The organism is Streptococcus sp. 1621 (assembly GCF_013276615.1).
GTDB lineage: Bacteria > Bacillota > Bacilli > Lactobacillales > Streptococcaceae > Streptococcus.
The window spans coordinates 1-25,622 of sequence record NZ_VMLJ01000013.1 but is presented as its reverse complement, the minus strand read 5'-3'; the positions used below and the strand labels follow the sequence as shown (position 1 = coordinate 25,622).

At 42.2% G+C, this 25,622-nt stretch carries 28 protein-coding genes; 6 read left to right on the top strand and 22 right to left on the bottom strand.

Annotated elements, in window-relative coordinates:
* Positions 1-162 precede the first annotated feature (162 nt).
* The 8 genes from HT697_RS03285 to HT697_RS03250 all read right to left on the bottom strand — a co-directional run bounded on the left by HT697_RS03285 (position 163) and on the right by HT697_RS03250 (position 5,740).
* Positions 163-624: an ECF transporter S component gene (locus tag HT697_RS03285; RefSeq protein WP_050390887.1), complete on the bottom strand. Its 462-nt coding sequence runs from the start codon at positions 622-624 to the stop codon at positions 163-165.
* Positions 602-1,375 carry a bifunctional hydroxymethylpyrimidine kinase/phosphomethylpyrimidine kinase gene (locus HT697_RS03280; RefSeq protein ID WP_173218585.1) on the bottom strand — a complete coding sequence of 258 codons (774 nt, stop codon included), beginning with the start codon at positions 1,373-1,375 and terminating at the stop codon, positions 602-604. Before HT697_RS03280 ends, HT697_RS03285 begins: the two co-directional genes overlap by 23 nt.
* Positions 1,365-2,114 (bottom strand): tRNA pseudouridine(38-40) synthase TruA, encoded by a 750-nt coding sequence (gene truA / locus HT697_RS03275; RefSeq protein WP_173218583.1) that lies wholly within the window; start codon positions 2,112-2,114, stop codon positions 1,365-1,367. The genes HT697_RS03280 and truA overlap by 11 nt, the downstream gene beginning before the upstream one ends.
* A 99-nt stretch (positions 2,115-2,213) precedes the next feature.
* Positions 2,214-3,365: an MFS transporter gene (locus tag HT697_RS03270; protein ID WP_173218581.1), complete on the bottom strand. Its 1,152-nt coding sequence runs from the start codon at positions 3,363-3,365 to the stop codon at positions 2,214-2,216.
* 124 nt (positions 3,366-3,489) lie between these two features.
* Positions 3,490-4,119: a Pr6Pr family membrane protein gene (locus tag HT697_RS03265; RefSeq protein WP_173218579.1), complete on the bottom strand. Its 630-nt coding sequence runs from the start codon at positions 4,117-4,119 to the stop codon at positions 3,490-3,492.
* 2 nt (positions 4,120-4,121) lie between these two features.
* Positions 4,122-4,460: a zinc ribbon domain-containing protein YjdM gene (locus HT697_RS03260; protein WP_001061596.1), complete on the bottom strand. Its 339-nt coding sequence runs from the start codon at positions 4,458-4,460 to the stop codon at positions 4,122-4,124.
* Between the two features lie 129 nt (positions 4,461-4,589).
* Positions 4,590-5,261: a (d)CMP kinase gene (gene cmk, locus HT697_RS03255; RefSeq protein WP_173218577.1), complete on the bottom strand. Its 672-nt coding sequence runs from the start codon at positions 5,259-5,261 to the stop codon at positions 4,590-4,592.
* An 8-nt stretch (positions 5,262-5,269) separates the two neighbouring features.
* A complete protein-coding gene (locus tag HT697_RS03250) occupies positions 5,270-5,740 on the bottom strand; it encodes an SAG1386/EF1546 family surface-associated protein (protein ID WP_173218575.1) in 471 nt (156 codons plus the stop codon).
* A gap of 45 nt (positions 5,741-5,785) precedes the next feature.
* Here HT697_RS03250 and HT697_RS03245 point away from each other — a divergent pair, with 45 nt between their 5' ends.
* Positions 5,786-5,992 carry a ferredoxin gene (locus tag HT697_RS03245; RefSeq protein ID WP_173218573.1) on the top strand — a complete coding sequence of 69 codons (207 nt, stop codon included), beginning with the start codon at positions 5,786-5,788 and terminating at the stop codon, positions 5,990-5,992.
* 50 nt (positions 5,993-6,042) lie between these two features.
* Here the strand turns inward: HT697_RS03245 and HT697_RS03240 are convergent, their stop codons facing one another.
* The 6 genes from HT697_RS03240 to HT697_RS03215 all read right to left on the bottom strand — a co-directional run bounded on the left by HT697_RS03240 (position 6,043) and on the right by HT697_RS03215 (position 13,150).
* Positions 6,043-7,008 (bottom strand): glycosyltransferase family 2 protein, encoded by a 966-nt coding sequence (locus HT697_RS03240; RefSeq protein ID WP_173218571.1) that lies wholly within the window; start codon positions 7,006-7,008, stop codon positions 6,043-6,045.
* Position 7,009: 1 nt separating this feature from the next.
* The gene (gene galE, locus HT697_RS03235; protein WP_173218569.1) at positions 7,010-8,029 is read right to left on the bottom strand and encodes a UDP-glucose 4-epimerase GalE; all 1,020 of its coding nucleotides are present in this window, start codon (positions 8,027-8,029) and stop codon (positions 7,010-7,012) included.
* A gap of 102 nt (positions 8,030-8,131) precedes the next feature.
* Positions 8,132-9,235: an FAD-binding oxidoreductase gene (locus tag HT697_RS03230; protein WP_173218566.1), complete on the bottom strand. Its 1,104-nt coding sequence runs from the start codon at positions 9,233-9,235 to the stop codon at positions 8,132-8,134.
* A gap of 16 nt (positions 9,236-9,251) precedes the next feature.
* The gene (locus tag HT697_RS03225) at positions 9,252-10,049 is read right to left on the bottom strand and encodes a Nif3-like dinuclear metal center hexameric protein (protein ID WP_173218564.1); all 798 of its coding nucleotides are present in this window, start codon (positions 10,047-10,049) and stop codon (positions 9,252-9,254) included.
* The gene (locus HT697_RS03220) at positions 10,036-10,713 is read right to left on the bottom strand and encodes a tRNA (adenine(22)-N(1))-methyltransferase TrmK (protein ID WP_173218555.1); all 678 of its coding nucleotides are present in this window, start codon (positions 10,711-10,713) and stop codon (positions 10,036-10,038) included. The genes HT697_RS03225 and HT697_RS03220 overlap by 14 nt, the downstream gene beginning before the upstream one ends.
* Before the next feature lie 100 nt (positions 10,714-10,813).
* Positions 10,814-13,150 carry a cation-translocating P-type ATPase gene (locus tag HT697_RS03215; protein ID WP_173218553.1) on the bottom strand — a complete coding sequence of 779 codons (2,337 nt, stop codon included), beginning with the start codon at positions 13,148-13,150 and terminating at the stop codon, positions 10,814-10,816.
* Between the two features lie 132 nt (positions 13,151-13,282).
* Between HT697_RS03215 and HT697_RS03210 the strand changes: the two genes are divergently transcribed.
* A complete protein-coding gene (locus HT697_RS03210) occupies positions 13,283-14,032 on the top strand; it encodes a 1-acyl-sn-glycerol-3-phosphate acyltransferase (protein ID WP_173218551.1) in 750 nt (249 codons plus the stop codon).
* A gap of 43 nt (positions 14,033-14,075) precedes the next feature.
* Here the strand turns inward: HT697_RS03210 and HT697_RS03205 are convergent, their stop codons facing one another.
* From HT697_RS03205 to rpsO, 6 genes are all read right to left on the bottom strand, one after another.
* Positions 14,076-14,768: an alpha/beta hydrolase-fold protein gene (locus tag HT697_RS03205; protein WP_173262089.1), complete on the bottom strand. Its 693-nt coding sequence runs from the start codon at positions 14,766-14,768 to the stop codon at positions 14,076-14,078.
* Positions 14,749-15,759, bottom strand: coding sequence for an ABC transporter substrate-binding protein (locus HT697_RS03200; protein WP_173262086.1), 1,011 nt, complete (start codon positions 15,757-15,759; stop codon positions 14,749-14,751). The genes HT697_RS03205 and HT697_RS03200 overlap by 20 nt, the downstream gene beginning before the upstream one ends.
* 19 nt (positions 15,760-15,778) lie before the next feature.
* Positions 15,779-16,534: an ABC transporter ATP-binding protein gene (locus tag HT697_RS03195; RefSeq protein ID WP_173218545.1), complete on the bottom strand. Its 756-nt coding sequence runs from the start codon at positions 16,532-16,534 to the stop codon at positions 15,779-15,781.
* 1 nt (position 16,535) lies between these two features.
* Positions 16,536-17,582, bottom strand: coding sequence for an iron ABC transporter permease (locus tag HT697_RS03190; RefSeq protein WP_173218543.1), 1,047 nt, complete (start codon positions 17,580-17,582; stop codon positions 16,536-16,538).
* A gap of 233 nt (positions 17,583-17,815) precedes the next feature.
* The gene (locus HT697_RS03185; RefSeq protein WP_045611205.1) at positions 17,816-18,436 is read right to left on the bottom strand and encodes a CadD family cadmium resistance transporter; all 621 of its coding nucleotides are present in this window, start codon (positions 18,434-18,436) and stop codon (positions 17,816-17,818) included.
* A 753-nt stretch (positions 18,437-19,189) separates the two neighbouring features.
* Positions 19,190-19,459 carry a 30S ribosomal protein S15 gene (rpsO, locus tag HT697_RS03180; RefSeq protein ID WP_001018251.1) on the bottom strand — a complete coding sequence of 90 codons (270 nt, stop codon included), beginning with the start codon at positions 19,457-19,459 and terminating at the stop codon, positions 19,190-19,192.
* Between the two features lie 202 nt (positions 19,460-19,661).
* Between rpsO and HT697_RS03175 the strand changes: the two genes are divergently transcribed.
* The 3 genes from HT697_RS03175 to thrS all read left to right on the top strand — a co-directional run bounded on the left by HT697_RS03175 (position 19,662) and on the right by thrS (position 22,612).
* A complete protein-coding gene (locus tag HT697_RS03175; RefSeq protein WP_173218541.1) occupies positions 19,662-20,006 on the top strand; it encodes a hypothetical protein in 345 nt (114 codons plus the stop codon).
* A 285-nt stretch (positions 20,007-20,291) separates the two neighbouring features.
* Positions 20,292-20,615 (top strand): MazG-like protein, encoded by a 324-nt coding sequence (locus HT697_RS03170; protein ID WP_173218539.1) that lies wholly within the window; start codon positions 20,292-20,294, stop codon positions 20,613-20,615.
* Between the two features lie 53 nt (positions 20,616-20,668).
* Positions 20,669-22,612 (top strand): threonine--tRNA ligase, encoded by a 1,944-nt coding sequence (gene thrS, locus HT697_RS03165; RefSeq protein WP_000608345.1) that lies wholly within the window; start codon positions 20,669-20,671, stop codon positions 22,610-22,612.
* Between the two features lie 46 nt (positions 22,613-22,658).
* Here the strand turns inward: thrS and HT697_RS03160 are convergent, their stop codons facing one another.
* Together HT697_RS03160 and HT697_RS03155 are read right to left on the bottom strand one after the other, a co-directional pair.
* Positions 22,659-23,633, bottom strand: a complete 975-nt coding sequence (locus HT697_RS03160) for a sensor histidine kinase (RefSeq protein WP_173262084.1) — start codon at positions 23,631-23,633, stop codon at positions 22,659-22,661.
* Positions 23,626-24,303, bottom strand: a complete 678-nt coding sequence (locus tag HT697_RS03155) for a response regulator transcription factor (RefSeq protein WP_173218535.1) — start codon at positions 24,301-24,303, stop codon at positions 23,626-23,628. Before HT697_RS03155 ends, HT697_RS03160 begins: the two co-directional genes overlap by 8 nt.
* 154 nt (positions 24,304-24,457) lie before the next feature.
* On the opposite strand from HT697_RS03155, the gene HT697_RS03150 reads away from it, so the two are divergent.
* The gene (locus HT697_RS03150; protein ID WP_001273811.1) at positions 24,458-25,531 is read left to right on the top strand and encodes a DUF2974 domain-containing protein; all 1,074 of its coding nucleotides are present in this window, start codon (positions 24,458-24,460) and stop codon (positions 25,529-25,531) included.
* Positions 25,532-25,622 lie beyond the last annotated feature (91 nt).

Below are 25,622 nucleotides of genomic sequence, written 5' to 3'. Positions count from 1 at the left end.
ACGAAGTCAGTAACCATATATACGGTAAGGCGACGCTGACGTGGTTTGAAGAGATTTTCGAAGAGTATAAAATCTTCCCACAATAAAACGCATACTATCAAGGTTTTCAATACCTGATACTATGCGTTTTTTCTGATTTTTAGGACTTTCTCCACATCCTCTTTACTTAATCTTCTTAATACTTTGACTAAGGATAAATCCTACAATCATCCCTACCATATTTTGCATGAAATTTGGTAAGATCTCTGGTAGGGCTGCTGTCCAGCCATTCATCAATGTAGAACCCAAGGCGTAACCCCCTACCATGGCAATCGTTGCTAAGATAAGGCCTAACCACTGAGTTTTTCCTTTAAGTCCTGCGAAAAATCCCTGCAAGCCATGGTTGAGCAAGCTAAAGAACATCCACTGAGGGTAGCCTGATAAGAGGTCAATCAAGAAACCTGCTAGTCCTCCGACTACAGCCCCTTCGCGACTACCAAAGTAGAAGGCCGTAAAGAAGACACCCGCATCTAAAAGAGTTAGAATGCCTGTCGGTGTTGGAATTTTTAAGAAATAACCTAGAACCACAGAGAGGGCGGTTAATAGTGATACAAGGGCGATTTTAGTTGTTTTGGTTTGCTTCATATTGTCTTACTCCATACTGATCTGCTTGTGCAATAGCACGATAAACGAAAGCCTTAGAGCTTTCTACTGCTGGTAAAAGTTCATCACCTTTGACTAGATGACTGGCAATGCTGGAGGCAAAGGTACAACCTGCACCAGCATTTTGCCCTTGGATGACGGGATTTTCTAGGACTGTAAAGGTTTGTCCATCATAAAAGACATCTACAGCCTTGTCCTGACTAAGGCGATTGCCTCCCTTGATAATGACTGCTGACGCTCCTAAGTCATGCAATTTCTGTGCTGCAGTTTTCATATCTTCAAGGGTTCTAATCTCTTGATCTGCTAGTAATTCTGCTTCAGGAAGATTAGGCGTAATCACACTGACATGAGGGAAAAAGCGAATCAATTCTTGACAGAGCTCACTTACAGCTACGTCGTGCGTTTCCTTGCAGACCAAGACAGGATCCAGAACCACAGGCACTCCTGGGCGTTGTTTGATAAAGTCCAATGCCTTCTCAGCCACACTGACAGTTGGAAGAAGACCAATCTTAATTCCCCCAAACTCCACATCACGCAAGCTATCTAATTCATGTTGAAAAATGGTATCGTCAGTTGGAAAGACTTCAAATCCTTTTTCTGTCAAGGCTGTCAAACAAGTCACTGCTACAAAGCCATGCAAGCCGTTCAAGGTATAGGTAGCCAAATCCGCGGACAAACCACCACCACTAAAAATATCATTTCCAGAAAGTGCTAAAATACGATTATTCTTCATAACGAATCTCCTTTAAATATAAACCATTTGGTGCTGCAGTGGGACCTGCAAGTTGCCTGTCCTTTTTCTCCAAGATGAGGTCAATCTGCTCTACTGGCATGCGGTTATTGCCAATTTTGAGTAGCGTCCCCACCATATTGCGAATCTGCTTATACAAGAAACCATTTCCTGAAAAGGTAAAGGTCAAAAACTGGCCTGTCTCATCCACCCTAAGGCTAGCTTCTGTAATAGTGCGAACCTTATCTTCTACACTAGTCCCAGAGGCTGTAAAGCCTGTGAAATCGTGGGTTCCCTCTAGCTTTTTGATTGCAATCTGCATTTGTTCCACATCGAGTTGGTAGGGAAAGTGAGTGGCATAGTGACGGCGCATCGGATTTTTGGGACGCCCCCTATCCACGATAAACTCATAGGTTTTGCTATGTTTGGCATAACGGCAATGAAAATCATCCGCTACAAGCTCAATCGAGATCACATCAATATCTTCAGGGGACTGAGTGTCTAGAGCAAAACGGAGCTTCTCCTCATCCATTTGATAAGGCAGGTCAAAATGAATAACCTGTCCTAAAGCATGAACCCCACTATCTGTCCTACCAGCACCGTGAACAGTGATAGCTTGCCCCTTATTTAACCTGGTCAAGGTTTTTTCAATTTCTTCCTGAACGCTACGCGCATGAGGCTGGCGCTGAAAACCAGCAAAGGCGTAACCATCATAGGAAATAGTTGCTTTATATCTCGTCATAACTTCTATTTTATCAAGAAAATAATCTGTAAACAAGTTCCTAAATCAAATAGTGTCTGGGTACAAAATTCACAAAAAGAAAAACTTAGGAAACCAATCCTAAGCTCTCTTTTGAAGTAAGTACATGACAAAGATAGATGTTACAATCAACCAACCTCCTAAGATGGTAAAGACTAGCATGCCATTGTGAGTTAGTAAGCCAATTGCACCTAGAACAAATGGGGTCGTAAAGGCTCCAAAACTACAGCCTAAAACTGCAAATGAAGTGGCTTGATTGAGGAGTTTAGCTGGAATTCGTTCAGAGACAAGTTGAAAAACTGTCGTCAAGGCTACACTGTAGGCAAAACCAGCCAGAATGCTTCCTGCTACTACCACCCACAAGGATGGAGCCAGAGCAATCACAATTTGCCCTAAACCGAAGGTAATACCAGACCAGAGGAGCAGTTTCTCTTTAAAGATAGAAATCAAGAAAGAAAAACTCACACCAGCCACAATCCCGATCAACTGCATGACACTAAGAACAAAACTAGATAACTGGGCATCTCCAAGTCCTCTTTCCACCATCAAACTTGGAATACGAATAGTAATAGCCGTATTGGTACAAACTACAACCGCTGCTTCAATAGCTAGGGTAAAAATCAAGCCTTTCATTTCTCGAGTTAAGCGACTTGCTTCCTTCGCTTTTTTCTTGACTTCTTTCTTTTCTTTTCTATAAGGGACAAAGAGCAGATAAAGGGTCAGCACCAAAAATCCAGCACTATAAGCTAGGAAGGTAGCTGTCCAACCAAAGGCCAACAACTGGCCGACTGCCAAGGTAATGAGAGAAGCTCCAACAACCTCTGCAGAACCACGTAGCCCTAACATCTGAATTCGCGTTTTCCCTTGATAACGCTCACTGATGATAGAAATAGCCTTGGCATTGATCATCCCAACTCCCAAACCAAAAAGAATCCGTGTTCCAAATACAAAAGGATAGGCTTGATACCAAAAGGGTGCTGTTCCACTCAGTGATAAAATCAGCAATCCCAAACTAATTTGTAAGCGCTCAGGAAAGATTTTTTCTAAAAAACCATTTAGTAGTAACATCATCATAATCCCAAAAGAGGGCAAGCTCGCCAAAAGCTCAATTTGTTCCTTAGGATAACCTTGATAATAGTCAAACATGGCTGGCAGGGCACTCGAGATGGAAAAGGACGTAATCAAAACGAGGGAGAGAGCCAAAATACTGGCCCGTTCTAAAAATTGTTTCATGAAATCTCTTTCTATATTTCTCTTAATCTTCTAATTTTTTGATAGTTATCAAACAAGCAAGAAAAGAAGAAGCCTCTTTAGTGTACAGACTCCTTCTTAAACTCGAAAATGAATCCCTTGTGTCTTAGGATGACTTTCTCTTGATTTGCTTAATAAAGTAGAAGATAAATCCTGCTACCATATAGGCAACAAAGATAATCAGACACCACTTGAATACGACATCCCATCCCTTGTTCACATTCAAAAAGAAGTAAGGGAAAGGATTATCCTTGGCATTTGGAATATTGAGTTTTAGAACCAAGCCATTAAAAAGAGCAAACATCATATACAGCAAGGGTAAAATCGTCCACACAATTGGATCCCAAATCTTGTATTGACCCTGTTTGTCAAAAAAGAGGGTATCTGCGAAAAACCAGAGGGGAACGATATAGTGGCAAAGGAAATTTTCCAGAGTATAGAAATTAGTCGCAATGGGCGCTAAGAGGAAATGGTAAATCACACAGGTAATCATGATACTCATGGTGACCCCACCTTTTAAACGCAAGAGACTTGGTCTTTGCCAGTTTTCACCTACACGGCTCATAACCTTTAGGAGATAAAGGGTAAAAATAGTTACCAAGAGGTTGGACAGAACCGTGTAATAGAGAAGCATCCCAAAACCACCATGCTTGGTAATTTCAAGATAAACTCCCGTAAAAGCCGCTAGAAACAAGAAGATACGGCTATAAAATACAAATTTATAGTGTTTTGACATACTTAAATCTTCTTCACAAACTCTGATTTGAGTTTCATGGCACCAAAACCATCAATCTTACAGTCGATATTGTGGTCGCCTTCTACGATGCGGATATTTTTCACGCGCGTCCCTTGTTTCAAATCTTTTGGCGCACCTTTTACTTTCAAGTCCTTGATGAGAGTTACTGTATCACCGTCAGCCAATTTATTTCCGTTGGCATCGATAGCGACAAGGCCCTCTTCTACATCTGCAACTTCAGCAGGATTCCACTCATAAGCACACTCTGGGCAAACCAGTAGGGCACCGTCTTCGTAGACATACTCTGAGTTACATTTTGGACAATTTGGTAAGTTGTTCATGGTTTCTCCTTATCATCATTCACTATTCTTTGAAAATCAAAATTTCTCGAACAGCAACTATTATACCCTAAAATCAGCATTTTGACAAATTTAGAAAAAACCGATATCCATCTATCGGCTTTTCTACATTTACATTCTTTTTTCAGCTTCTGCTTTGATTTTTTCAACTACTTCTTGAATGTTCAATCCAGTTGTATCAAGGTAAACTGCATCCTCTGCTTGTTTGAGAGGCGAAGTCTCACGATGACTATCCTTGTAGTCACGCGCAGCAATTTCCTCTTTTAGTATTTCAAGGTTTGTTTCAATTCCCTTGGCAATATTTTCCTTGTAACGACGCTCTGCTCTTTCATCTACCGAAGCTACTAGGAAAATTTTTAATTCTGCTTGTGGCAATACAACAGTTCCAATATCGCGGCCATCCATGACAATCCCGCCTTGCTGGGCGATTTTTTGTTGGAGAGAAACCAGTTTCTCACGCACTTGAGGAATTGCTGCAATAGCAGAAACATGATTGGTCACTTCATTTTCACGGATAGGATGAGTAATATCCACATCGCCTACAAAGACAAGCTGATCTCCAGTTTCTGAGCGTCCAAAGCTGATTGGATGCTGGTCCAACAAGGCTAGAAGGGCTTCGACTTCTTCTACTCCTAACTGGTTCTTGAGAGCCATGTAGGTCGCTGCACGATACATGGCACCTGTATCTAGGTAAGTATAACCAAAATCCTTAGCAATAATCTTTGCGACCGTACTCTTACCACTTGAAGCAGGACCGTCAATAGCAATTTGAATTGTTTTCATATCGGCTCCTATTTTATTTTTATAACATCACCTGGATTAGCAAACCAAGATCCTGTAGCCATGTGCCCAGGATTCAAGGCCTCTAACTGAGCAATGGAGATTCCTGCACGAGCTGCAATAGCTGCTTCCCCTTCTCCTGCTAAGACTTTTGTCGTCCCTTCTGGATCTGTAGCTTCCTCCGAGTGTTCAGAAGAAGATTCTGAACTCTGTTCAGGCTGGGAACTACTAGATGATGAAATCTGTACTACATTTGCATCTGAATCGTGAAAATCTTTCAAGGCTGCTGTGCGATTACTCCCACCTGATGAAAGATAGATGAGAACAATAATCATCACCACCACAATTACAAAGAAAATACTGGCTAGGATCGTCAAGACACGATTGGCCACTACATCTCTGCCTTGAGTTCTCTTACGACGTTCTGATCTTGTTTCTTCTTGATTTTCATAAATATCTTCTTGCCACGGTTCTTTTTCCATACCCTGCTCCTTGTTTTTTTTTACTTTTCTTATTACAATATAAATATGAAAATCACACTTATACCTGAACGATGCATCGCCTGTGGGCTTTGCCAAACTTATTCTGATTTATTTGATTACCACGATAATGGAATCGTGCGTTTTTACGATGACCCTGACCAACTAGAAAAAGAAATTTCTCCTAGCCAGGATGTCTTAGAGGCTGTTAAAAATTGCCCAACTCGCGCCCTGATTAGCAATCAGGAAGCCTAAATCAATAGCGATAATCCACTTCCTCTAGTTTAGCACATTTCCATGTAAAATTATAGTCTTTTCACTTTATTTTTTTCTGTAAAATCAGGAAGGTCACTTTTTTCTTTGATCAGATAAAGTGGTCTTTTTTTAGTCTCCAAATAAATTTTACTAATGTACTTGCCGAGAATCCCAATGGTCAAGAGTTGAATGCCTCCAAGAAAGAGAATGACAGCCATCAGAGAGGTCCAACCTGATGTCGGATTGCCCAAAATGAGGGTCCGAACCACAACAAAAAAGGTCATCAGTAGAGAAATAAAACAAGATAGGAGACCAGCTACAAAGGCTATAGTCAAGGGAAAATCTGAAAAATTAACAATCCCTTCAATGGAGTAGAAAAAGAGTTGCCTAAAACTCCAACTGGTCTTGCCAGCCTTCCTTTCGACATTTGGATAGTCCAGATAGTGGGTTTTAAAGCCGACCCAGGCAAAAAGTCCCTTCGAAAAACGATTGGACTCAGTCAAGCTTAAAATGGCATCGACCACAGACCTTCTCATCATGCGAAAATCACGAACACCTGACGGCAGGGCTACTGGACTGATTTTTTTCATGAAGCCGTAAAAGAGATCAGCACAGAAACTGCGAAAGAAGGGTTCTCCCTCCCGACTGGTTCTGCGTGTTCCTACACAGTCTAAATCTGCATTCTGGTCTAGTAAGTTTTTCATCTCAAGCAACATACTAGGAGGATCTTGGAGATCTGCATCCATCACCACCACCAGATCTCCTGTCGCATATTGCAAGCCTGCATATAGAGCAGCTTCTTTGCCAAAATTTCGCGAGAAAGAAATATAATGAACTGCCGGATTTTGTTCTCGATAGGCCTTTAAGAGTCTCAAGGTCCCATCACTTGATCCATCATCGACAAAAACATACTCGATTTCTGTTTCCAAATCTGGAAGTAAAGCTTCCAAAGCCTGATAAAAAAGAGGAAGTACTTCCTCTTCGTTTAAACAGGGGACAATGATTGACATCACCATCTTAGTCTTCAAATCCATTTGGATGCTTGCTTTGCCAACGCCATGCGTCTTCACACATTTGGGTGATGCCGAGTTCTGCTTCCCAGCCGAGTTCTGCTTTGGCTTTTGCAGGATCTGAATAGCAGGCTGCGATATCCCCTGGGCGACGTTCTACAATGCGGTAAGGAATTGGGCGCCCCACTGCTTTTTCCATGTTTTGGATAATTTCAAGAACAGAATAGCCTTTACCAGTTCCAAGGTTATAAACATTTAGACCTGAACCTTTTTGAATTTTTTTCAGAGCTGCAACGTGACCTTTAGCCAAATCGACAACATGGATATAGTCACGAACACCTGTTCCATCTTCCGTATCGTAATCATCTCCAAACACTTGCACTTGCTCTAGTTTACCAACGGCTACTTGAGTCACATATGGCAAGAGATTGTTTGGAATACCGTTTGGATTTTCTCCCAAATCTCCACTCTCATGGGCTCCGATTGGGTTAAAGTAACGAAGCAAGACCACATTCCATTCTGAGTCTGCTTTGTAAATATCCGTCAAAATTTCCTCTAGCATAAGCTTGGTGCGGCCATATGGGTTGGTCACTGAAAGTGGGAAATCTTCCAAGATTGGCACTGTATGCGGATCTCCGTAAACTGTCGCAGAAGAACTGAAAATAATGTTTTTACAGTTGTTTTCTTCCATGACCTTCAAAAGACTAACAGTTCCAGCGATATTGTTGTCATAGTAGGCAAGAGGGATACGGGTTGATTCGCCAACAGCCTTCAAACCAGCAAAGTGAATGACCCCTGTTGGTTCTTCTTGTTTGAAAATATCTCTGAGAGTATCAGTATCACGAATATCTGCCCCATAAAACGGAATTTCAACTCCTGTGATTCTTTCAACAACTTCTAAACTTTTTCTGTTACTATTCACAAGGTTATCCACCACAACAACCTGATGACCTGCTTGGATTAACTCAATAACTGTGTGGGTTCCGATAAAACCTGCTCCACCCGTTACCAAAATCTTTTCTTGCATCTTTTTTCCTCGATTCTCGGATCATTTTTTCTTATTTTACCATTTTTGATAGGGAATGTCATTTGCCATCCTAGAGGGGAGGCTAAAATTTCAGTAAAATTCTTATTTGCTTTTTACTCGTTTGACATAGTTTTCAATTGGGTAGTTTGCTGGGTCTAAGGTCATTTCCCTGCTTTGGACCAGTTGGGCTAGGTGGTAACCAATGATAGGACCAGTTGTGAGGCCTGATGAACCTAGTCCACTAGCAGCATAGACACCTGCTAAGCCAGGTACTTGCCCAAAGAAAGGTGAGAAATCACTGGTATAGGCACGGATTCCCACACGCTCAGCTCTTGAAGTCGCTACTGCCAAGATTGGATAGTGAGGCAAGGCTGCCTCCTCCATTTGTTGGAGTAAGGTTTCATCTACCGTCAAATCAAATCCCATGTCATTTTCATGGGTAGCGCCTAGGGATGATTTCCCACCTGCAAAAGGAATCAAATCCCACTCCCCTTCTGGCATAACAACAGGGTAAGCTGCCATGTCTTGGGCAAGCTGATAATCTCGGAGTTGTCCTTTCTGAGGACGAACATCTACAGCATAACCCAAGGGTTCTAATATGTGACCCAACCAAGCTCCCGTTGCCAAAACAACCTGGTCAAACACCTCTTCACCAATCTGGTAACCTGATGCTAAAGGTGTCAGAGTCACTTTTTCTTTGACCAGCTTGACATGACTGGCTTCCAGCAAACGAGTCACTAAGAGTTGACCATCTACTCTCGCTCCACCAGAAGCATAGAGCAAGCGGTCAAATCCCTGTAAGCCAGGGAATAATTCATTAGCTGATACTTGGTCTAGAATGGCTAATTGCCCTATCAAGGGAGATTCTTCTCTACGCTGGAGGGCTAGTTGATAGAGTTCTTCCAACTTGGATTCATCTCTTTTCAGGAGAAAGACTCCCGAACGTTGGTAAAAGTTGATTTCTTGCCCTGACTTGTCTAAATCAGCTAATAAATCCACATAAAAATCAGCCCCCAAGCGCGCCATCTTGTACCAAGCTTTATTGCGGCGTTTGGAAAACCAAGGACTGATAATTCCTGCTGCAGCCTTGGTTGCCTGACCCTGTCCATGGTCAAAAACGGTCACCTCTAGGTCACTTTCTTTCGAGAGGTAGTAGGCAGCTGTTGCTCCCACAATTCCTGCTCCGATAATAGCAACTTTTTTCATTGTTTTCACTTTCTAACTAGATATGGTGGAAAGGATTGGTCGATGCTTGACTAGGTACAATATCAATAGTCCAGCCATTTTCTCCTTTCCATTGATTAAGAAGCTCTGCGATTTTTTCCACAAACAGCACTTCGATATAGTGTCCTGGATCCAGTGCCAACAAGCCATCAGACAGCATATCCTGGGCAGTGTGGTAGTAAATATCACCAGTGATATAGACATCCGCTCCTTTAGCTAAAGCATCCTTATAGAAAGACTGCCCGCTACCACCACAGATGGCAACTCTTGAAATAGGCTTCTGCAAATCGCTCTCTTGATAATGCACCAATCGAAGGCTATCTAAACCAAAGACTTGCTTGACATTCTGGGCCAATTCCTCAAATGTCTGAGGCTGAATATTTCCAATACGTCCAATCCCACGTTCAGGGCCTGTTTCCTGCAGATAAGTCGTTTCCTCGATACCTAACATCTGACAGAACCAGTCATTGAGACCATTTTCAACGATGTCAATATTGGTATGACTTACATAAACTGCAACGTCATGCTTGATGAGATCAATGTAAATCTGATTTTGTGGACGGCTGGCTACCAAATCCTTGATGGGACGGAAAATCGGCGCGTGCTTGACAATAATCAAGTCCACACCCTTTTCAATGGCTTCAGCCACCGTTTCTTCACGAATATCCAGAGCAACCATGACCCTTTGGATATCCTTGTCCAAAGTTCCAATTTGCAGGCCACGACTGTCTCCCTCCATAGAAAATTCCTGGGGGCAAAAGGCTTCATAAGCTTGGATCACTTCACTTGCTAACATGGAGCACCTCCTTGATGGCTTGAATTTTATCGACTAGAACTTGACGTTCCTCCAGATTTTTTTCTGGGATTTGTCCAAGGGCAAACTCTAGCTTAGCAGCTTCTTTTTGCCATTTTTGGACAAAGACTGGACTGACCTCTTTGCACAAGAAAGGGCCAAAGTGAACATCAATGGCTGATAGCTTCATTTGTCCTGCTTCCACCACCAAAATCTCGTAAAACTTGCCAGCTTCTTCTAAGATGCTTTCAGCTACAATCTGAAACCCATTCTCTTGTAGCCAGATGCGCAAGTCGTCTTCACGATTATTGGGCTGGAGGATCAATCGTTCTACATTAGCTAACTTGTCCAAGCCTTCTTCTAAAATCCTAGCAATCAAACGACCACCCATACCAGCAATGGTAATGACAGACACTTGGTCTGCCTCTTCAAAAGCTGCCAGCCCATTGGCTAAACGGACTTGGATTTTCTCCTTTAGACCATGAGCTTCAACGTTTTTGACTGCGGACTGGTAGGGACCTTCCACCACCTCACCTGCAATAGCACTTTTAATTTGGCCTCTCTCGACCAAGTCGATAGGCAGATAAGCATGGTCACTTCCCACATCTAATAAAATGGCTCCCTGTGGCACAAAGGAAGCCACTAATTCTAATCTCTTTGAAATCATTCTCTCTCACTTTCCAAACTCTATTACCTCTTATTATACCACATTTCAGCTAGCACTCCTCCACCTAAAAAGACCGCAATCCACAGATTGCAGCCTTTCTTTATTTTTTCGCTTGGTAACGACTGGTTAAGATAAATATCACGGTAAAGACCAACATCATGACACCATAAACAGGTAAAGTTTGTCCTGTTAAGGTTGAAATTTCAAGCAATTTTTGAATTCTTGGGAAGAGAGCTGTTGCTAGGAAGCCTCCTACTGACCAAACAATCAAGAGGACACGCCATAGGGTAAATGGCATGCAGGCTCTAAATACGGATAAGAAACCAATTGACCCCAAGAGATAATAGAGTAGAGTTGAGATTTCTAACTCAGACCAACCTTGGCTACTTCCAAATATTTTCACAAACAGAACGCTGAACACAACCATGAGAGCACTTGGTAGGGCACGAAGCATGGATCTTCTAAGGAAATTTGGCTCAACAGGTTTGATATTTCTCTCAAAAGTCAGAACGAATGGCGGGAAACCTTCCACAAACTGGTCAATCATAGTAATCTGGATCGGAATGAAGGGGAAAATCAAGATCCATTCAGACCGCCCCAGAAGAGCACTGGCAATACAGATGACTGCGAGCAAGAAAGAATAGATGGTCTTTATCAAGAAAATAGGGGCGATATGGGCAATGTTATTGACTACACGACGGCCTTCAAAGAGAATCTCAGGAACATCATTAAAGTCAGAGTTCAAGAGAACTAGATTAGCAATCTGACGAGTCGCCGGATCTCCCTCAGCCATCACGATAGAACAATCCGCCTCACGAAGGGCCAGGATATCATTAACTCCATCCCCAGTCATAGCTGTTGTATGGCCTGCTTTTTTCAACGTTTGGATGATGAGTTTCTTTTGATGAGGGGAAACACGACCGAAAATGGCTGTTTCCTCAGCCATATCAACCAATTCCTCATCCGTGATTTTTGAGCAATCTACATAACTGTGATAGTCTGCAAAGCCAGCCTTCTGGGCAATACTGGACACAGTGACCGGATTATCACCAGAGATAATCTTGAGGCCCACTTCCTGAGAACGGAGATAGTCCAGCGTCTCTGCTGCTCCTTCTCGAATGGGATCCAAGATTTCCAGCAAGGCTTGAGCCTGAATATCAGATGGTTTCTGTGGTTTGTGATGGTCTAGTTTTTCCTGACTGAGGGCTAAGACCAAGACACGTGAACCTCTCTCCAAGGCCTCTCTGGCTTCTGGGACCTCAGAATCCAGCAACATCTCAGGCGCCCCTAAGAAAACTGTTCCCAAACCTTCCAATTCCATTGCTCCCCACTTGCGGTCGCTAGAGAAGGGGAGATTGGAAATCATAGGATAGGCTACTAGACCTTGGAAACGCTGGCGAATAGCTTGGGCAGTTGGATTTTTATCCTCACTATGGGCTATGTAGCTTGTCAGGATGCTAGCAAGCGCTGACTCTCCATACTGTTCGGTCAAAGGAAGAACGGCTTCCACCTGCATCTTTCCTTGGGTGATGGTACCCGTCTTGTCCAGACAGAGCATGTCCACGCGCGCCAAGGTCTCAACAGAGTACATCTCCTGCACCAAGACCTTTTTCAAACCTAGCTTGATCACTGCAGTCAAGAGCGAAGTAATGGTCAAAAGGGCGATTCCCTTGGGCAACATTCCCAGTAGGGCTGTCGACGAATTTACAACGGATGACTTGAGAGGCAGGCCTTTTAAAAGCAAGGCTTCTAGCAAGAGAGCCAGACCAAAGGGAATGATAATCTTCCCAGTAAAACCAGCTAACCTGTCCAGCGATTTCATGATACGAGAGTTGATTGGTTTAACGGTCTTGGCTTCCAGCATGAGTTTGGCAGCATAGTTGTCTGCACCGACATGGTGAACTTGAGCTAAAACTGACCCACTGGCTAGGAAACTTCCAGACAAAAGCAAGGCGTCAACTTCCTTTTGCACCAAATCACTCTCTCCCGTTAGCATGGCTTCATTGACTTCCGCAAAACCTTCCAAAACCAAGGCATCACTGGGAATCTGCTCTCCTGCAGACAAACGAATGACATCTCCTAACACCAATTCTTCAGGATTCAGAGCCACTTCTTGGCCATCACGAATGGTTTTGACCTTTTCCTTGGTCATGAGATTGAGCTTGTCCACCATGTGTTTAGCCCGCAGCTCGGTCACAATCCCAGAAAAAGCGTTAAAGCAGATAACAGCAAAAAAGACCAAATTGCTCCAAGCCTGCACAAAGGCAAGGGCCAAAGCAATGGCAAAGTTCAAAGCGTTAAAAAGGGTAAAGACATTTCGTTTAACGATTTGCCAAGTGCTAGTACTGGCCGATGCAGTAAAATCATTGACCAAGCCCTTAGCCTGTCTTTCCTTGACTTCTCTTTGGGTTAATCCCATAATCTTATTTTTATCCATAAATTCTATCATATCATTTTTTTTAACAGAATTCTAATCTCATCCCAAATATGCACCTAGTCAAGGGAAAAGTTTGCCAGCCCTCCTTTGATAAGGTATAATAATAACAAGAAAATAATCGAAGGAGATCGCATGTTTTATACTTATTTACGTGGATTGGTTGTCTTGCTCCTATGGTCCATCAATGGCAATGCCCACTATCATAATACTGATAAAATTCCTAATCAAGATGAAAATTATATTCTGGTTGCACCTCACCGCACCTGGTGGGATCCTGTTTACATGGCCTTTGCGACCAAGCCAAAACAGTTCATCTTTATGGCCAAAAAAGAACTCTTTACCAACCGTATCTTTGGTTGGTGGATTCGTATGTGTGGCGCTTTTCCTATCGACCGTGAAAATCCTAGCGCTTCTGCCATCAAATACCCTATCAATGTCCTCAAAAAAAGTGATCGCTCTCTTATCATGTTTCCAAGTGGGAGCCGTCACTCAAATGATGTTAAGGGTGGCGTAGCCTTGATTGCCAAAATGGCCAAGGTCCGTATCATGCCGGTTACCTACACAGGTCCCATGACTTTGAAGGGCTTGGTTAGCCGTGAGCGTGTTGATATGAACTTCGGAAATCCAATCGATATCTCAGATATCAAGAAAATGAATGATGAAGGCATTGAAACAGTCGCCAATCGCATTCAAACAGAATTCCAACGTTTGGACCAAGAAACGAAACAATGGCACAATGATAAAAAACCAAACCCACTCTGGTGGCTTATCCGCATCCCTGCCCTTATCCTTGCGGTTATCCTCGCTATCCTAACTATCATCTTTAGCTTTATCGCAAGCTTCGTATGGAATCCAGATAAAAAGAGAGAAAACCTTGGTTAAATAAATACAACAATCCCTTGGCAAAAGCCAAGGGATAAATCTTTTATTCGATTTTCCATTTTTTGGCCAACCAGCTGGAAAAAACTAGAAATCGCTCAGCTACTTGTTCATGGTGTCCATAAGGATCAAAGACAAACTGACCATTCGGATAGCGTTTCTCAAGACTAGTATGGATCTGCTCAGCATAGGCTGGTGCTTGAGCCAAGCGATTAGTATGGTGTGCTCCTTCTGTTTGACCATTCTGTAAATACAGCAAACAGTCTAGATTTTTCACTGTCTCTGCCTTGCAGTAAGTCACAAAATCAGGATACCAAAAGGAACCGCAGATGGAGAAGACACAGGAAACATTGTCAAAGCTGAAAAGACTGTAGACTGCCACCAAACCACCTAGTGAGTAACCTCCATAAGCAAGGCGATTTTTATCCAAGCGATAAAGCGACTGCAACTTGTCCAAAAGACCTCCAAATAAATGACTATGATAGGCATTTGCCTGACCGCCAAAATCTGGAGCCCCATCTCTCAGAGCAGATGTCGCCCATGGAGTGTAGTCGTCTAGGCGATTTTTAGAGGTTAAGCCCACTAAAATCACAGATTCGGAAAGAAACGATAGGAAATCCAAGTTTCCATCATTCAATAAAATAGCCGGATAGGTTTGATTGGGGTCGTAGTTAGAAGGAAGGCTGATTTTGACTTGAATTCCTTCCCAATCAAACTTATTATTTATTGATAAAGTCATTGATTTTCTCAAGGGAATCAATCACTGCTGGACCATAGTCCATCAATTCATCGTAAGAGATGGTCATGATTTTTTGATTCTTAATAGCAGGAACGCTTTCCAAAACAGCATTTGCCTTCATCAACTCTACTGCTTTTTCATCCAATTTTTTATTACGATCGCTGGTTACATAGATAATCAATTCAGGATCCATTGACACGAGGTTTTCCAAGGTCAAGCCTGATGTCCCCGTAGCAACGTTTGTATAACCAAGTTGGTTCAGCAAACTTTCTTGCAAAGCAGACTTGTAGGCACCGAAGGTTTCATCATTATAAGCAACCATAATCAAAGCCTTTTTCTTTTCACCTTGACTTGCTGGATTTGCTTTCTTAACAGCGTCAATTTTAGTTTGTAATTGGGCCGCGTATTCATTGGCCTTGTCCTGAACATTAAAAATCATTCCAAGATTTTTGACATCTTCTACGATATTCCCCAAATCTTGCTGAATTGTTGAGAGAGAAGCTTTTTGAGTATAAACTGGGATTTTGTTTTCATTCCAAGTGCTAACTGTCCCCAAGGATTTTTCAGAAAACATCATGTTTCGACCCATCACAGCGTCTGGCTCATAAGAAAGGACTGTCTCTTGTGAGACTGTTTTTTTATCCCCAATTTGAGGAATAGTCGCAATCGCGTCCTTGTATTTGTCCGTCACAGCATTGTCTGGATTGAGCATGCCAACAATTTTATCCTTCAACCCCAACTCCAATAAAATTTCAGTGGTTGAAAGATTATTTGTAATAACTTTTTCAGGTGTCTTGTCAAAAACTTGTTCGACTTCATTCCCTTTCGCGTCATAGGTCTTAACCGTTAACGGATAAGTCGTCTCTGTGCTCGCCTTTTGACTTGTTTCTGAGCTAGATTGAGTGGTAGCTTTTTCTGTAGTAGTATTGCCACAAGCTGCCATGGTTAGGGTAGCTACTGTTACCAGTAAAATGCTGAGTGTTTTTTTCATCTTGTTTTCCTTTTCATTCTTATAAATAGTGAATCATGGCTTGCTGATCCTCGGTCCAAGTCACCTGACTTTGAACTCCATATACAGTTTGCAATGACTCAGGGGTGATGGTCTCCTTTGGAGTCCCTTGGTAAAGGATTTCTCCCTCTTTCATTAGATAGAGATAATCCGAATAGCGACAAGCAAGTTGAATATCATGCAGGACAGCTAAAACATTGACCTTGAGCTCCTTCACAATGGCCAACAAGTCTAACTGATACTTGATATCCAGGTGATTGGTTGGTTCGTCCAGGAGCAAGAGAGTCGGTTCTTGCGCCAAGGCGCGGGCTAACAAAACTCGCTGTTTCTCTCCTCCTGACAGGGACGAATAGAGACGAGTTTTCTTCTCAAGCATATCCACCTTAACGAGGGCATCTTGAACGAGGGTATAATCTCTTTCCTTTTCCTTCTGTAAAAAAGAGAGGTGGGGAGTTCTTCCCAGCAAGACGATTTCCTCAACTGTAGAATCAAACTGCAGTTGGTTAAACTGGGTCACAACTGCCATTTGCTTGGCTGTTTCTTTGAGCGTCCATTGTTCCAGAGGCTTTCCATCTAGGCTTATCAAGCCTTTGTCCACCTTTTCCTGACGATAGAGGAGTTTAAGTAGACTGGTTTTCCCGCTTCCATTTGGTCCTAATATCGTGTGAAATTGATTTCCTTCAACCTTAAAAGAGACTCCTTTGAGGATTTTTTTCTCTCCCAGTCCAAAGTGGACATCCTGACAAATCAAGTCCATATCAGGTCCTCACCTCCCTTCGCCTACCTCCAACAATGTAGATAAAGAAGGGAGCACCTACTAAGGCTGTGAAAATACCAATAGGAAGCTCTGCGTTTGGAATGATGATACGAGAGAGTACGTCTGCCCAAATGACAAAGAGGGCACCCAGTATGGTCGCAACAGGAAAAAGTCTCTTGTAATTCGTTCCTACTAACCCTCGTGCTAAGTGAGGAGTAATCAGACCGACAAATCCAATAATCCCACAGGTTGCCACTAAGACTGCTGTCAGCACAGCCACCATTGTCACATAAAGATACCAATAAAAGCGTAAAGGGATTCCTAAAGTTAAAGCAGCCTCATCTCCCATCATCATCGCATTGAAAACACGATACTGGGTAGAGAAAAATAGAAAGGCTGTTCCTACTACTATAGTTGGCAGGACCAAGTCTGCCCAGGAAGTCCCAGCGAGCGAGCCCATGGTCCAAAACTTAATGGTCATCACACTGTCCGCATTAGCGCCAACTGAGATAATAAAGTTGGAAAAAGCTAGAAAGAGAGCATTGACCACCGTTCCTGATAAGATCAGACTAGATGTTGTCATCCTTCCCTGCATAGAGGCAATGATGAGGACAGCAATTGTTGCCAAAATAGCTCCAAGAAAAGCTCCAAGGCTAATCATCACTTTTAAACCAAGAATGATGCTTAAGGTTGCCCCTAGAGTTGCACCCGCAGAGATTCCTAAGACATAGGGCTCAGCGATGGGATTGTTTACCGTGGACTGCATCACACTACCACACATAGAAAGGCCTGCTCCTACTATCAGACCTAACAATACTCGAGGAAATCTCATGTTCCATACAATGGCAAGAGTAGACTTGGAAACCTCTCCTATCTCAAGAGGAAATCCCAACCTTCTCAAAATAATCCGATAGGTATCTCCTAGATCAATCGCAACAGATCCCATTGAAACTGCTAGAAAGAGAGAAATCCCTAAAATACCTAGCAAAATAACTAAAAGTAACACAAATTGCTGGTCTTGTCGGCTTCCAGAAAATTTGGAAAGCATGCAAACCTCCTTTGATAGAATCTTAAAAATTTAGAAAATTCTCATGAAAAGTATACCATATTTTCAACAATGGAACAAGATAAGAAAAATAAATATAGTTGATCTTACAGTGCTAATAATCGTAACCTAAGATTATACTTGAGTATATCGAGGCAAAGTGACAACATAAAAAGCCCTCTGAAGTCAGAGAGCTGATTTGAGCTCGGGCTAAAATCCTAGTGAAACAAAAAAATCTACACGATCAGAAAAGTCTCTATCGTGCCATTTTCATACATGATATATAGTCCAAGTAGAATGAATACTAAGGGCACAATGATTCGCTCGTATTTTTCAATTGTCTCGAATATTAAGGGAATAGAGGATAAGACCCGACTAATCTCGCATAAGATAATTATGCCGATTACAAACACAAGCAAGGCCACGAGGGTCTGTGACCAATCTAATGAAGCAAAATAAGGTATATAGATACCTAAATTATCTCCGCCAGACGCAATTGTTAGCAATGTAACTGTCCAAAACAGTTGATTTGCCTTGCTTTGTTCTAATCTTTCAATAATTTCTTCCTCTTCTTCCTCTTCTTCCTCACCTTCTCCAACAATTGCAAAGCGAATCCCTAAATAGATAGGGATTAAACCAAGCAATCCAACCATCCATTCTTCAGGCACGAAATTAACGACATAAGCAGCAACTAAACTCGCCCCTACAAGTAAGCCTGTGCCTAGATATTGCCCCGCATAAATATGCCATTTTTGTTTATTCTGTGATAGCTGTGCAAATAAAATAAATAAAATAATTAAATAATCGATACTGGTGGAAATATAAACACCAATAGCAGATATGATTGTCTGTCCCATAAAAAACCCTCCTGTATTAGTCAGTAATAAATCAGCAGATTTTAGGAGAGCACAGACACATTAATTTAGCTATCGCTAGTGGGTAATTTCGAACATAGGAAAGCATTTTACTCCTCCTCAAAACGTAGTTACAAAGTAATTTCTAACTGGAATTAGGTGACTACTTCTATGTAAAGTATAACATACTATACTTTACTTCGTAAAGTGTGGGCTCTCCGAGTAGCTACGCACCTTTATGGTGTAATTAGCTGATACCATTTGAGGTTTTTGTAGTCTCCAAAATTGTGACCGATAAAACCTCAATAAAAAAGCCCTCTGAAAATCAGAGAGCTGATTTGAGCTCGGGCTAAAATCCTAGTGAAAAAGATGAAACTCCTTGTGTTCATCGAACACTGTGTCATTTCCCTATTTTCATACGGATTTCTTACGCCCTTAGCATCATGATTCTTGCTGGATAAAACGTTTATAGACTAGACGGCGAGGAGAAGATTGTACAAAATTTTTAGTGAAACAAAAAATCTCCCCGAAGGGAGATCATTCTGGTTTATTTTACCTTACAGTGCTAGGAACTGTAACCGAAGATTATACTTGAGTATATCGAAGTAAGGTAACAAAAGTAAAAAGCCCTCTGAAAATCAGAGAGCTCCAGTCTTGCTGGATAAACCGTTTATAGACTAGGCGACGAGGCGAAGATTGTACTAATGGTACATCGAGCCGAAGCCAACGAAGTATAGAAACGGTTTAGACGCAAGATTAACGACGAAGTCCTAGAGAGTTGATTAACTCACGGTAACGGTTAACGTCGTTTTTACGCAAGTATGCAAGCAAGTTACGACGGCGACCGATTTTTTTCATCAATCCACGGTAAGTAGCGTGGTCTTTTTTGTGTTGTTTGATGTGTTCGTTAAGGTGGTTGATTTCCCAAGTAAGGACAGCAACTTGAACCTCTACTGAACCTGTATCACCTTCGTGACGTGCATATTGTGCGATGATTTCATTTTTTTTCTCTTTTGAGATTGCCATGATGTTTCTCCTTTTTATTTGGCTTCATCCGAGTGACAGGTTGGCATGCCTGTAACCAAGAAGAAGTTATTTGTCTTTACGACATTCACTATTCTACCAATAACTAACTTCTTTGTCAACAGATTTACTTTCTTGTTTTAAACATGCTATAATAATCATAGCAAGAAATCTAAGTTATCTGTTGTTAAACGAGGTGATTATCATGCCTAGATTCTATTCCCATCTCCCCTACTATCTGGTCATATTTTTCTTTTATTGGCCACTTTATGAGTTGTTATCACTAATCATTTCTGACCCCCTTTTTCTCAAGAGTCTCTACGTAAATAATATTCTCTTCTTTACACCTCTGGTAATCTTGATTGTATCGTTACTCTATAGCTACCGTTTCCGTTTCACACTTTGGTGGTTAATTGGTAACGGACTGCTCTTTTGCTTTACTATCATAACTTTTGGTGAGTTTATACTAATTTACTTGCTAATCTATGAAACCTTGGCTCTGGTGGGCATGGCTTCTGGTATTGGCATCAAGCATATTCTACAAAAATGAAAAACAAAAAACTTTCACAAAATCCTTGAAAAATCTCACAATCATGCTATAATAATTCATAGAGACAAGTCACTTAGTCCCTTTCTACTAGAGAGTGCGTGGTTGCTGGAAACGCATAGAGAGCCTAAACTGATACTACTCTTGAGTTTTTTATGAAAACATAAAACGGTGGCCACGTTAGAGCCAATCAGAGGTGTCCCTCTCTTTTGAGGTACATAAATGAAGGTGGAACCACGTTGCGACGTCCTTTCGAGGATGTCGCAATTTTTTATGAGGAGGCTAACTATGGAGTTGCAAGAATTAGTGGAGCGCAGTTGTGCAATCCGACAAGCTTATCACAAACTGGAAGTTAAGCATCATGATTCCAAGTGGACGGTAGAAGAAGACCTCTTGGCTTTGTCTAATGATATTGGAAATTTCCAACGACTAGTGATGACCAAGCAAGGACGCTACTATGATGAAACACCTTACACACTGGAACAAAAACTTTCAGAAAATATCTGGTGGCTAGTAGAACTTTCTCAACGTCTGGATATAGACATTCTGACGGAAATGGAAAACCTCCTCTCTGATAAAGAAAAGCAATTGAACATTAAGACTAGGAAGTAGTCTGCAAAAAAGTCAATGCTTAGAAACTATGAAATAATAAAAAGGAGAACATCATGATTAACATTACTTTCCCAGATGGCGCTGTTCGTGAATTCGAATCTGGCGTTACAACTTTTGAAATTGCCCAATCGATCAGCAATTCCCTAGCTAAAAAAGCCTTGGCTGGTAAATTCAACGGCAAACTCATCGACACTACTCGTGCGATCACTGAAGATGGAAGCATCGAAATTGTGACACCTGATCATGAAGATGCCCTTCCAATCTTGCGTCACTCAGCCGCTCACTTGTTCGCCCAAGCAGCTCGTCGTCTTTTCCCAGACATTCACTTGGGAGTTGGTCCAGCCATCGAAGATGGTTTCTACTACGATACTGACAACACAGCTGGTCAAATCTCTAACGAAGACCTTCCTCGTATCGAAGAAGAAATGCAAAAAATCGTCAAAGAAAACTTCCCATCAATCCGTGAAGAAGTTACTAAAGACGAGGCACGTGAAATCTTCAAAAACGACCCTTACAAGTTGGAATTGATTGAAGAACACTCAGAAGACGAAGGCGGTTTGACTATCTATCGTCAGGGTGAATATGTAGACCTTTGCCGTGGCCCACACGTCCCATCAACAGGTCGTATCCAAATCTTCCACCTTCTCCATGTAGCAGGTGCTTACTGGCGTGGAAATAGCGATAACGCTATGATGCAACGTATCTATGGTACAGCTTGGTTTGACAAGAAAGACTTGAAAAACTACCTTCAAATGCGTGAAGAAGCTAAGGAACGTGACCACCGTAAACTTGGTAAAGAGCTTGACCTCTTTATGATTTCTCAAGAGGTTGGTCAAGGTTTGCCATTCTGGTTGCCAAATGGTGCGACTATTCGTCGTGAGTTGGAACGCTACATCGTAGACAAAGAGCTAGCTTCTGGCTACCAACACGTATACACTCCACCACTTGCTTCTGTTGAACTTTACAAGACTTCTGGTCACTGGGATCATTACCAAGAAGACATGTTCCCAACTATGGATATGGGTGACGGGGAAGAATTTGTCCTTCGTCCAATGAACTGCCCGCACCACATCCAAGTCTTCAAACACCATGTTCACTCATACCGTGAATTGCCAATCCGTATCGCCGAAATCGGTATGATGCACCGTTATGAAAAATCTGGTGCCCTCACTGGTCTTCAACGTGTGCGTGAAATGTCTCTTAACGACGGTCACCTCTTTGTGACTCCAGAACAAATCCAAGAAGAATTCCAACGTGCTCTTCAGTTGATTATCGATGTTTATGAAGACTTCAACTTGACTGAATACCGCTTCCGCCTCTCTCTTCGTGACCCTCAAGATACTCACAAGTACTTTGATAACGATGAAATGTGGGAAAATGCTCAAACCATGCTTCGTGCAGCCCTTGATGAAATGGGCGTGGACTACTTTGAAGCCGAAGGTGAAGCAGCCTTCTACGGACCAAAATTGGATATTCAAGTTAAGACCGCTCTTGGAAAAGAAGAAACCCTTTCTACTATCCAACTTGACTTCTTGCTTCCAGAACGCTTCGACCTTAAATACATCGGAGCTGATGGCGAAGAGCACCGTCCAGTTATGATTCACCGTGGAGTTATCTCAACTATGGAACGCTTCACAGCTATCTTGATTGAGAACTACAAAGGTGCTTTCCCAACATGGCTTGCACCACACCAAGTAACCCTCATCCCAGTATCTAACGAAAAACACGTGGACTACGCATGGGAAGTAGCGAAGAAACTCCGTGACCGTGGTGTTCGTGCAGACGTAGATGAGCGCAATGAAAAAATGCAGTTCAAGATCCGTGCTTCACAAACAAGCAAGATTCCTTACCAATTGATTGTTGGGGACAAGGAAATGGAAGACGGAACTGTTAACGTTCGTCGCTACGGTCAAAAAGAAACACAAACTGTCTCAGTAGATGATTTTGTTCAAGCTATCCTAGCTGATATCGCCAACAAATCACGCGTTGAGAAATAAGAACCTAGCACAAAAGCCTCCAGTCCGGAGGCTTTTTCGTCTCTTCTCACTCAAGGACTAGGTTCACTTGAGCAAACCGAATCCGCACTGTCGTTCCTTTTCCGACCTCAGACTCGATGCGAATCTGGTGCCCCAGTTCTTCAGAAATTTTCTTAGATAGGTAAAGTCCAAGTCCAGATGACTGCTGGGTTAGGCGTCCATTATACCCTGAAAAGCCACGTTCAAAGACTCGGAGGACATCACTGTTTTTTATCCCGATTCCTGTATCCTTGATACAAAGCTCTTGCCCGTACATATAAATCTCCAGACCACCTTCCTTAGTGTACTTGAGACTGTTTGAAATGATTTGCTCAATGACCACTAGTAGCCACTTTTTATCCGTTACGATTTCTTTATCAAGGTCATGTAGATTGACATTTAGGCCTTTTTGAATAAAGAAAAGAGCATATTTACGAATTATTTCCTTAACCAGATCCTCAATTTGAACCTGCTTTAAGACCAAATCATCATGGAAACTTTCTAAACGCAGGTACTGTAAAACTAGATTGGTATAGGAATCAATCTTGAAAATTTCCTGTTCTAATTGCTGCTTCAGTTGGCAGTCGGCTACTTCTGCAACTAAGAGTTGACTAGCTGCAATGGGGGTCTTAATCTGATGGACCCACAAGGTATAGTAATCCAGCAAATCCGTCAGTTTTCTTTCTGAATCTGATCTCTGCTGATAAAGTTCCATCTCACGCGCTTCTAATTTTTCAGCCAAGGCTCTTTCCAAAGGAGACTTGGCTTCCCTCTCACCATAGAGAAGTTCCTGACGATAGACCTGCATCTCCGCCAATATGTCCCAAGTGAAAAATAAGATGGTTACAAAGCAACACAAGAGGAAAAAGTAGAGAAAGTAAGTTCCTAAACTTGCGAATAAAAACTGAAAGAGCAAAACCAGAAACGTCAAAGAAAGCAGATAGACAAACAGGCGACTACGGGAGCGCAGATAGGCTAGAAAAAATTGTTTCCAATCAAGCATTCTTCAGTCCGTACCCTATTCCTTTCTTGGTCTCGATAAATCCTACCAAGCCCTGCTCTTCCAATTTTTTACGCAAACGAGCCACATTGACAGAGAGAGTATTATCATCAATGAAAAAGTCACTGTTCCAAAGCTCCCGCATGAGGTCATCACGCGCTACAATATTGCCCGCATGCTCAAACAAAACGCGTAAAATCTGGAATTCGTTCTTGGTCAAATTCAAGACTTGGCCTTGATAATGCACATCCATGGATTTGGTATTGAGGATAACACCAGCATATTCCAGTAAACTCTCGTCACGCCCAAACTCATAGGAACGACGCAACAAGCCCTGAACCTTGGCTAAAAGAACCTGCTGATCAAAAGGCTTGGTCACAAAGTCATCCGCCCCCATATTGATTGCCATGACGATATCCATAGCCTGGTCTCTCGAAGACAGAAACATGATGGGTACCTTGGAAATCTTGCGAATCTCCTGACACCAGTGATAGCCATTAAACAAAGGCAGTCCAATATCCATTAGGACCAGATGAGGTTCCGACTGAACAAATAGACTCAAAACTTCCATAAAGTCTTCTACCAGGACCACTTCAAATCCCCATTCAGAGAGCATTTTCCCGACCTGTTGACGAATGACCTGATCATCTTCTACTAATAAAATCTTGTGCATGCGCTCCTCCTTTTCTATTATTATAACAGATTTTTCCATGCTCGAAGGTCTGAAACTGAATTTGAAAGAGCTTGTTTTTAACCAGCAGATATAGGCAAGCCGACTAGCTAATTTGAGGGAAATTTGATAAGATAAAGAAAAGAAAGGAGCTCTTATGGCCAATATTTTTGACTATCTGAAAGATGTCGCATACGATTCCTTTTACGACCTTCCTTTGAATGAGTTAGACATTCTAGCCTTAACAGAAATCACCTACCTCTCCTTTGATAATCTGGTCTCCACAGCTCCTCAGCGACTTTTAGAACTGGCACCTCAGGTTCCAAGAGAACCTAACATGTTGACCAGCAAAAATCGCCTCCAGCTATTAGATGAACTAGCTCAACACAAACGCTTCAAAAATTGCAAACTCTCCCATTTTATCAACGACATCGACCCTGAGCTGCAAAAGCAATTTGCTGCTATGACATACCGCCTCACTCTCGATACCTATCTGATTGTTTTTCGAGGTACAGATGATAGTATTATTGGTTGGAAGGAAGATTTCCACCTGACCTATATGAAGGAAATTCCTGCTCAAAAGCACGCCATTCGCTATTTAAAGAACTTTTTTGCCCAACATCCTAAGCAAAAGGTCATTCTGGCTGGGCATTCCAAGGGAGGAAATCTAGCCATCTATGCTGCTAGTCAAATTGAGCAAAGCTTGCAAAATCAAATCACAGCAGTTTATACCTTTGATGCGCCTGGTCTCCACAAAGAATTGACACAAACCGAGGGCTATCAAAGGATAATGGATAGAACCAAGGTCTTTATTCCACAAGGTTCCATTATCGGTATGATGTTGGAAATCCCTGCCCACCAAATCATCGTTCACAGTACTGCCTTGGGTGGTATTGCCCAGCACGATACCTTTAGTTGGCAAATTGAGGACAAACACTTCGTTCAACTAGATAAGACTAATAGTGATAGTCAACAAGTCGACACAACCTTCAAGGAGTGGGTGGCCACAGTCCCTGATGAAGAACTCCAGCTCTACTTCGACCTCTTCTTTGGCACCATTCTAGATGCTGGGATTAGATCCATCAATGACCTGTCTTCCTTCAAGGCTATCGAACACATTCGTCATCTCTTCGTCCAAGCTCAATCCCTCACTCCAAAAAAAAGAGAAACCATGGGACGCCTCACCCAGTTATTGATTGATACCCGTTACCAAGCCTGGAAAAATAGATAAAAAGCTTATGAAAAGGTAATACTCTTCGAAAATCTCTTCAAACCACGTCAGCTTTATCTGCAACCTCAAAGCTGTGCTTTGAGCAACCTGC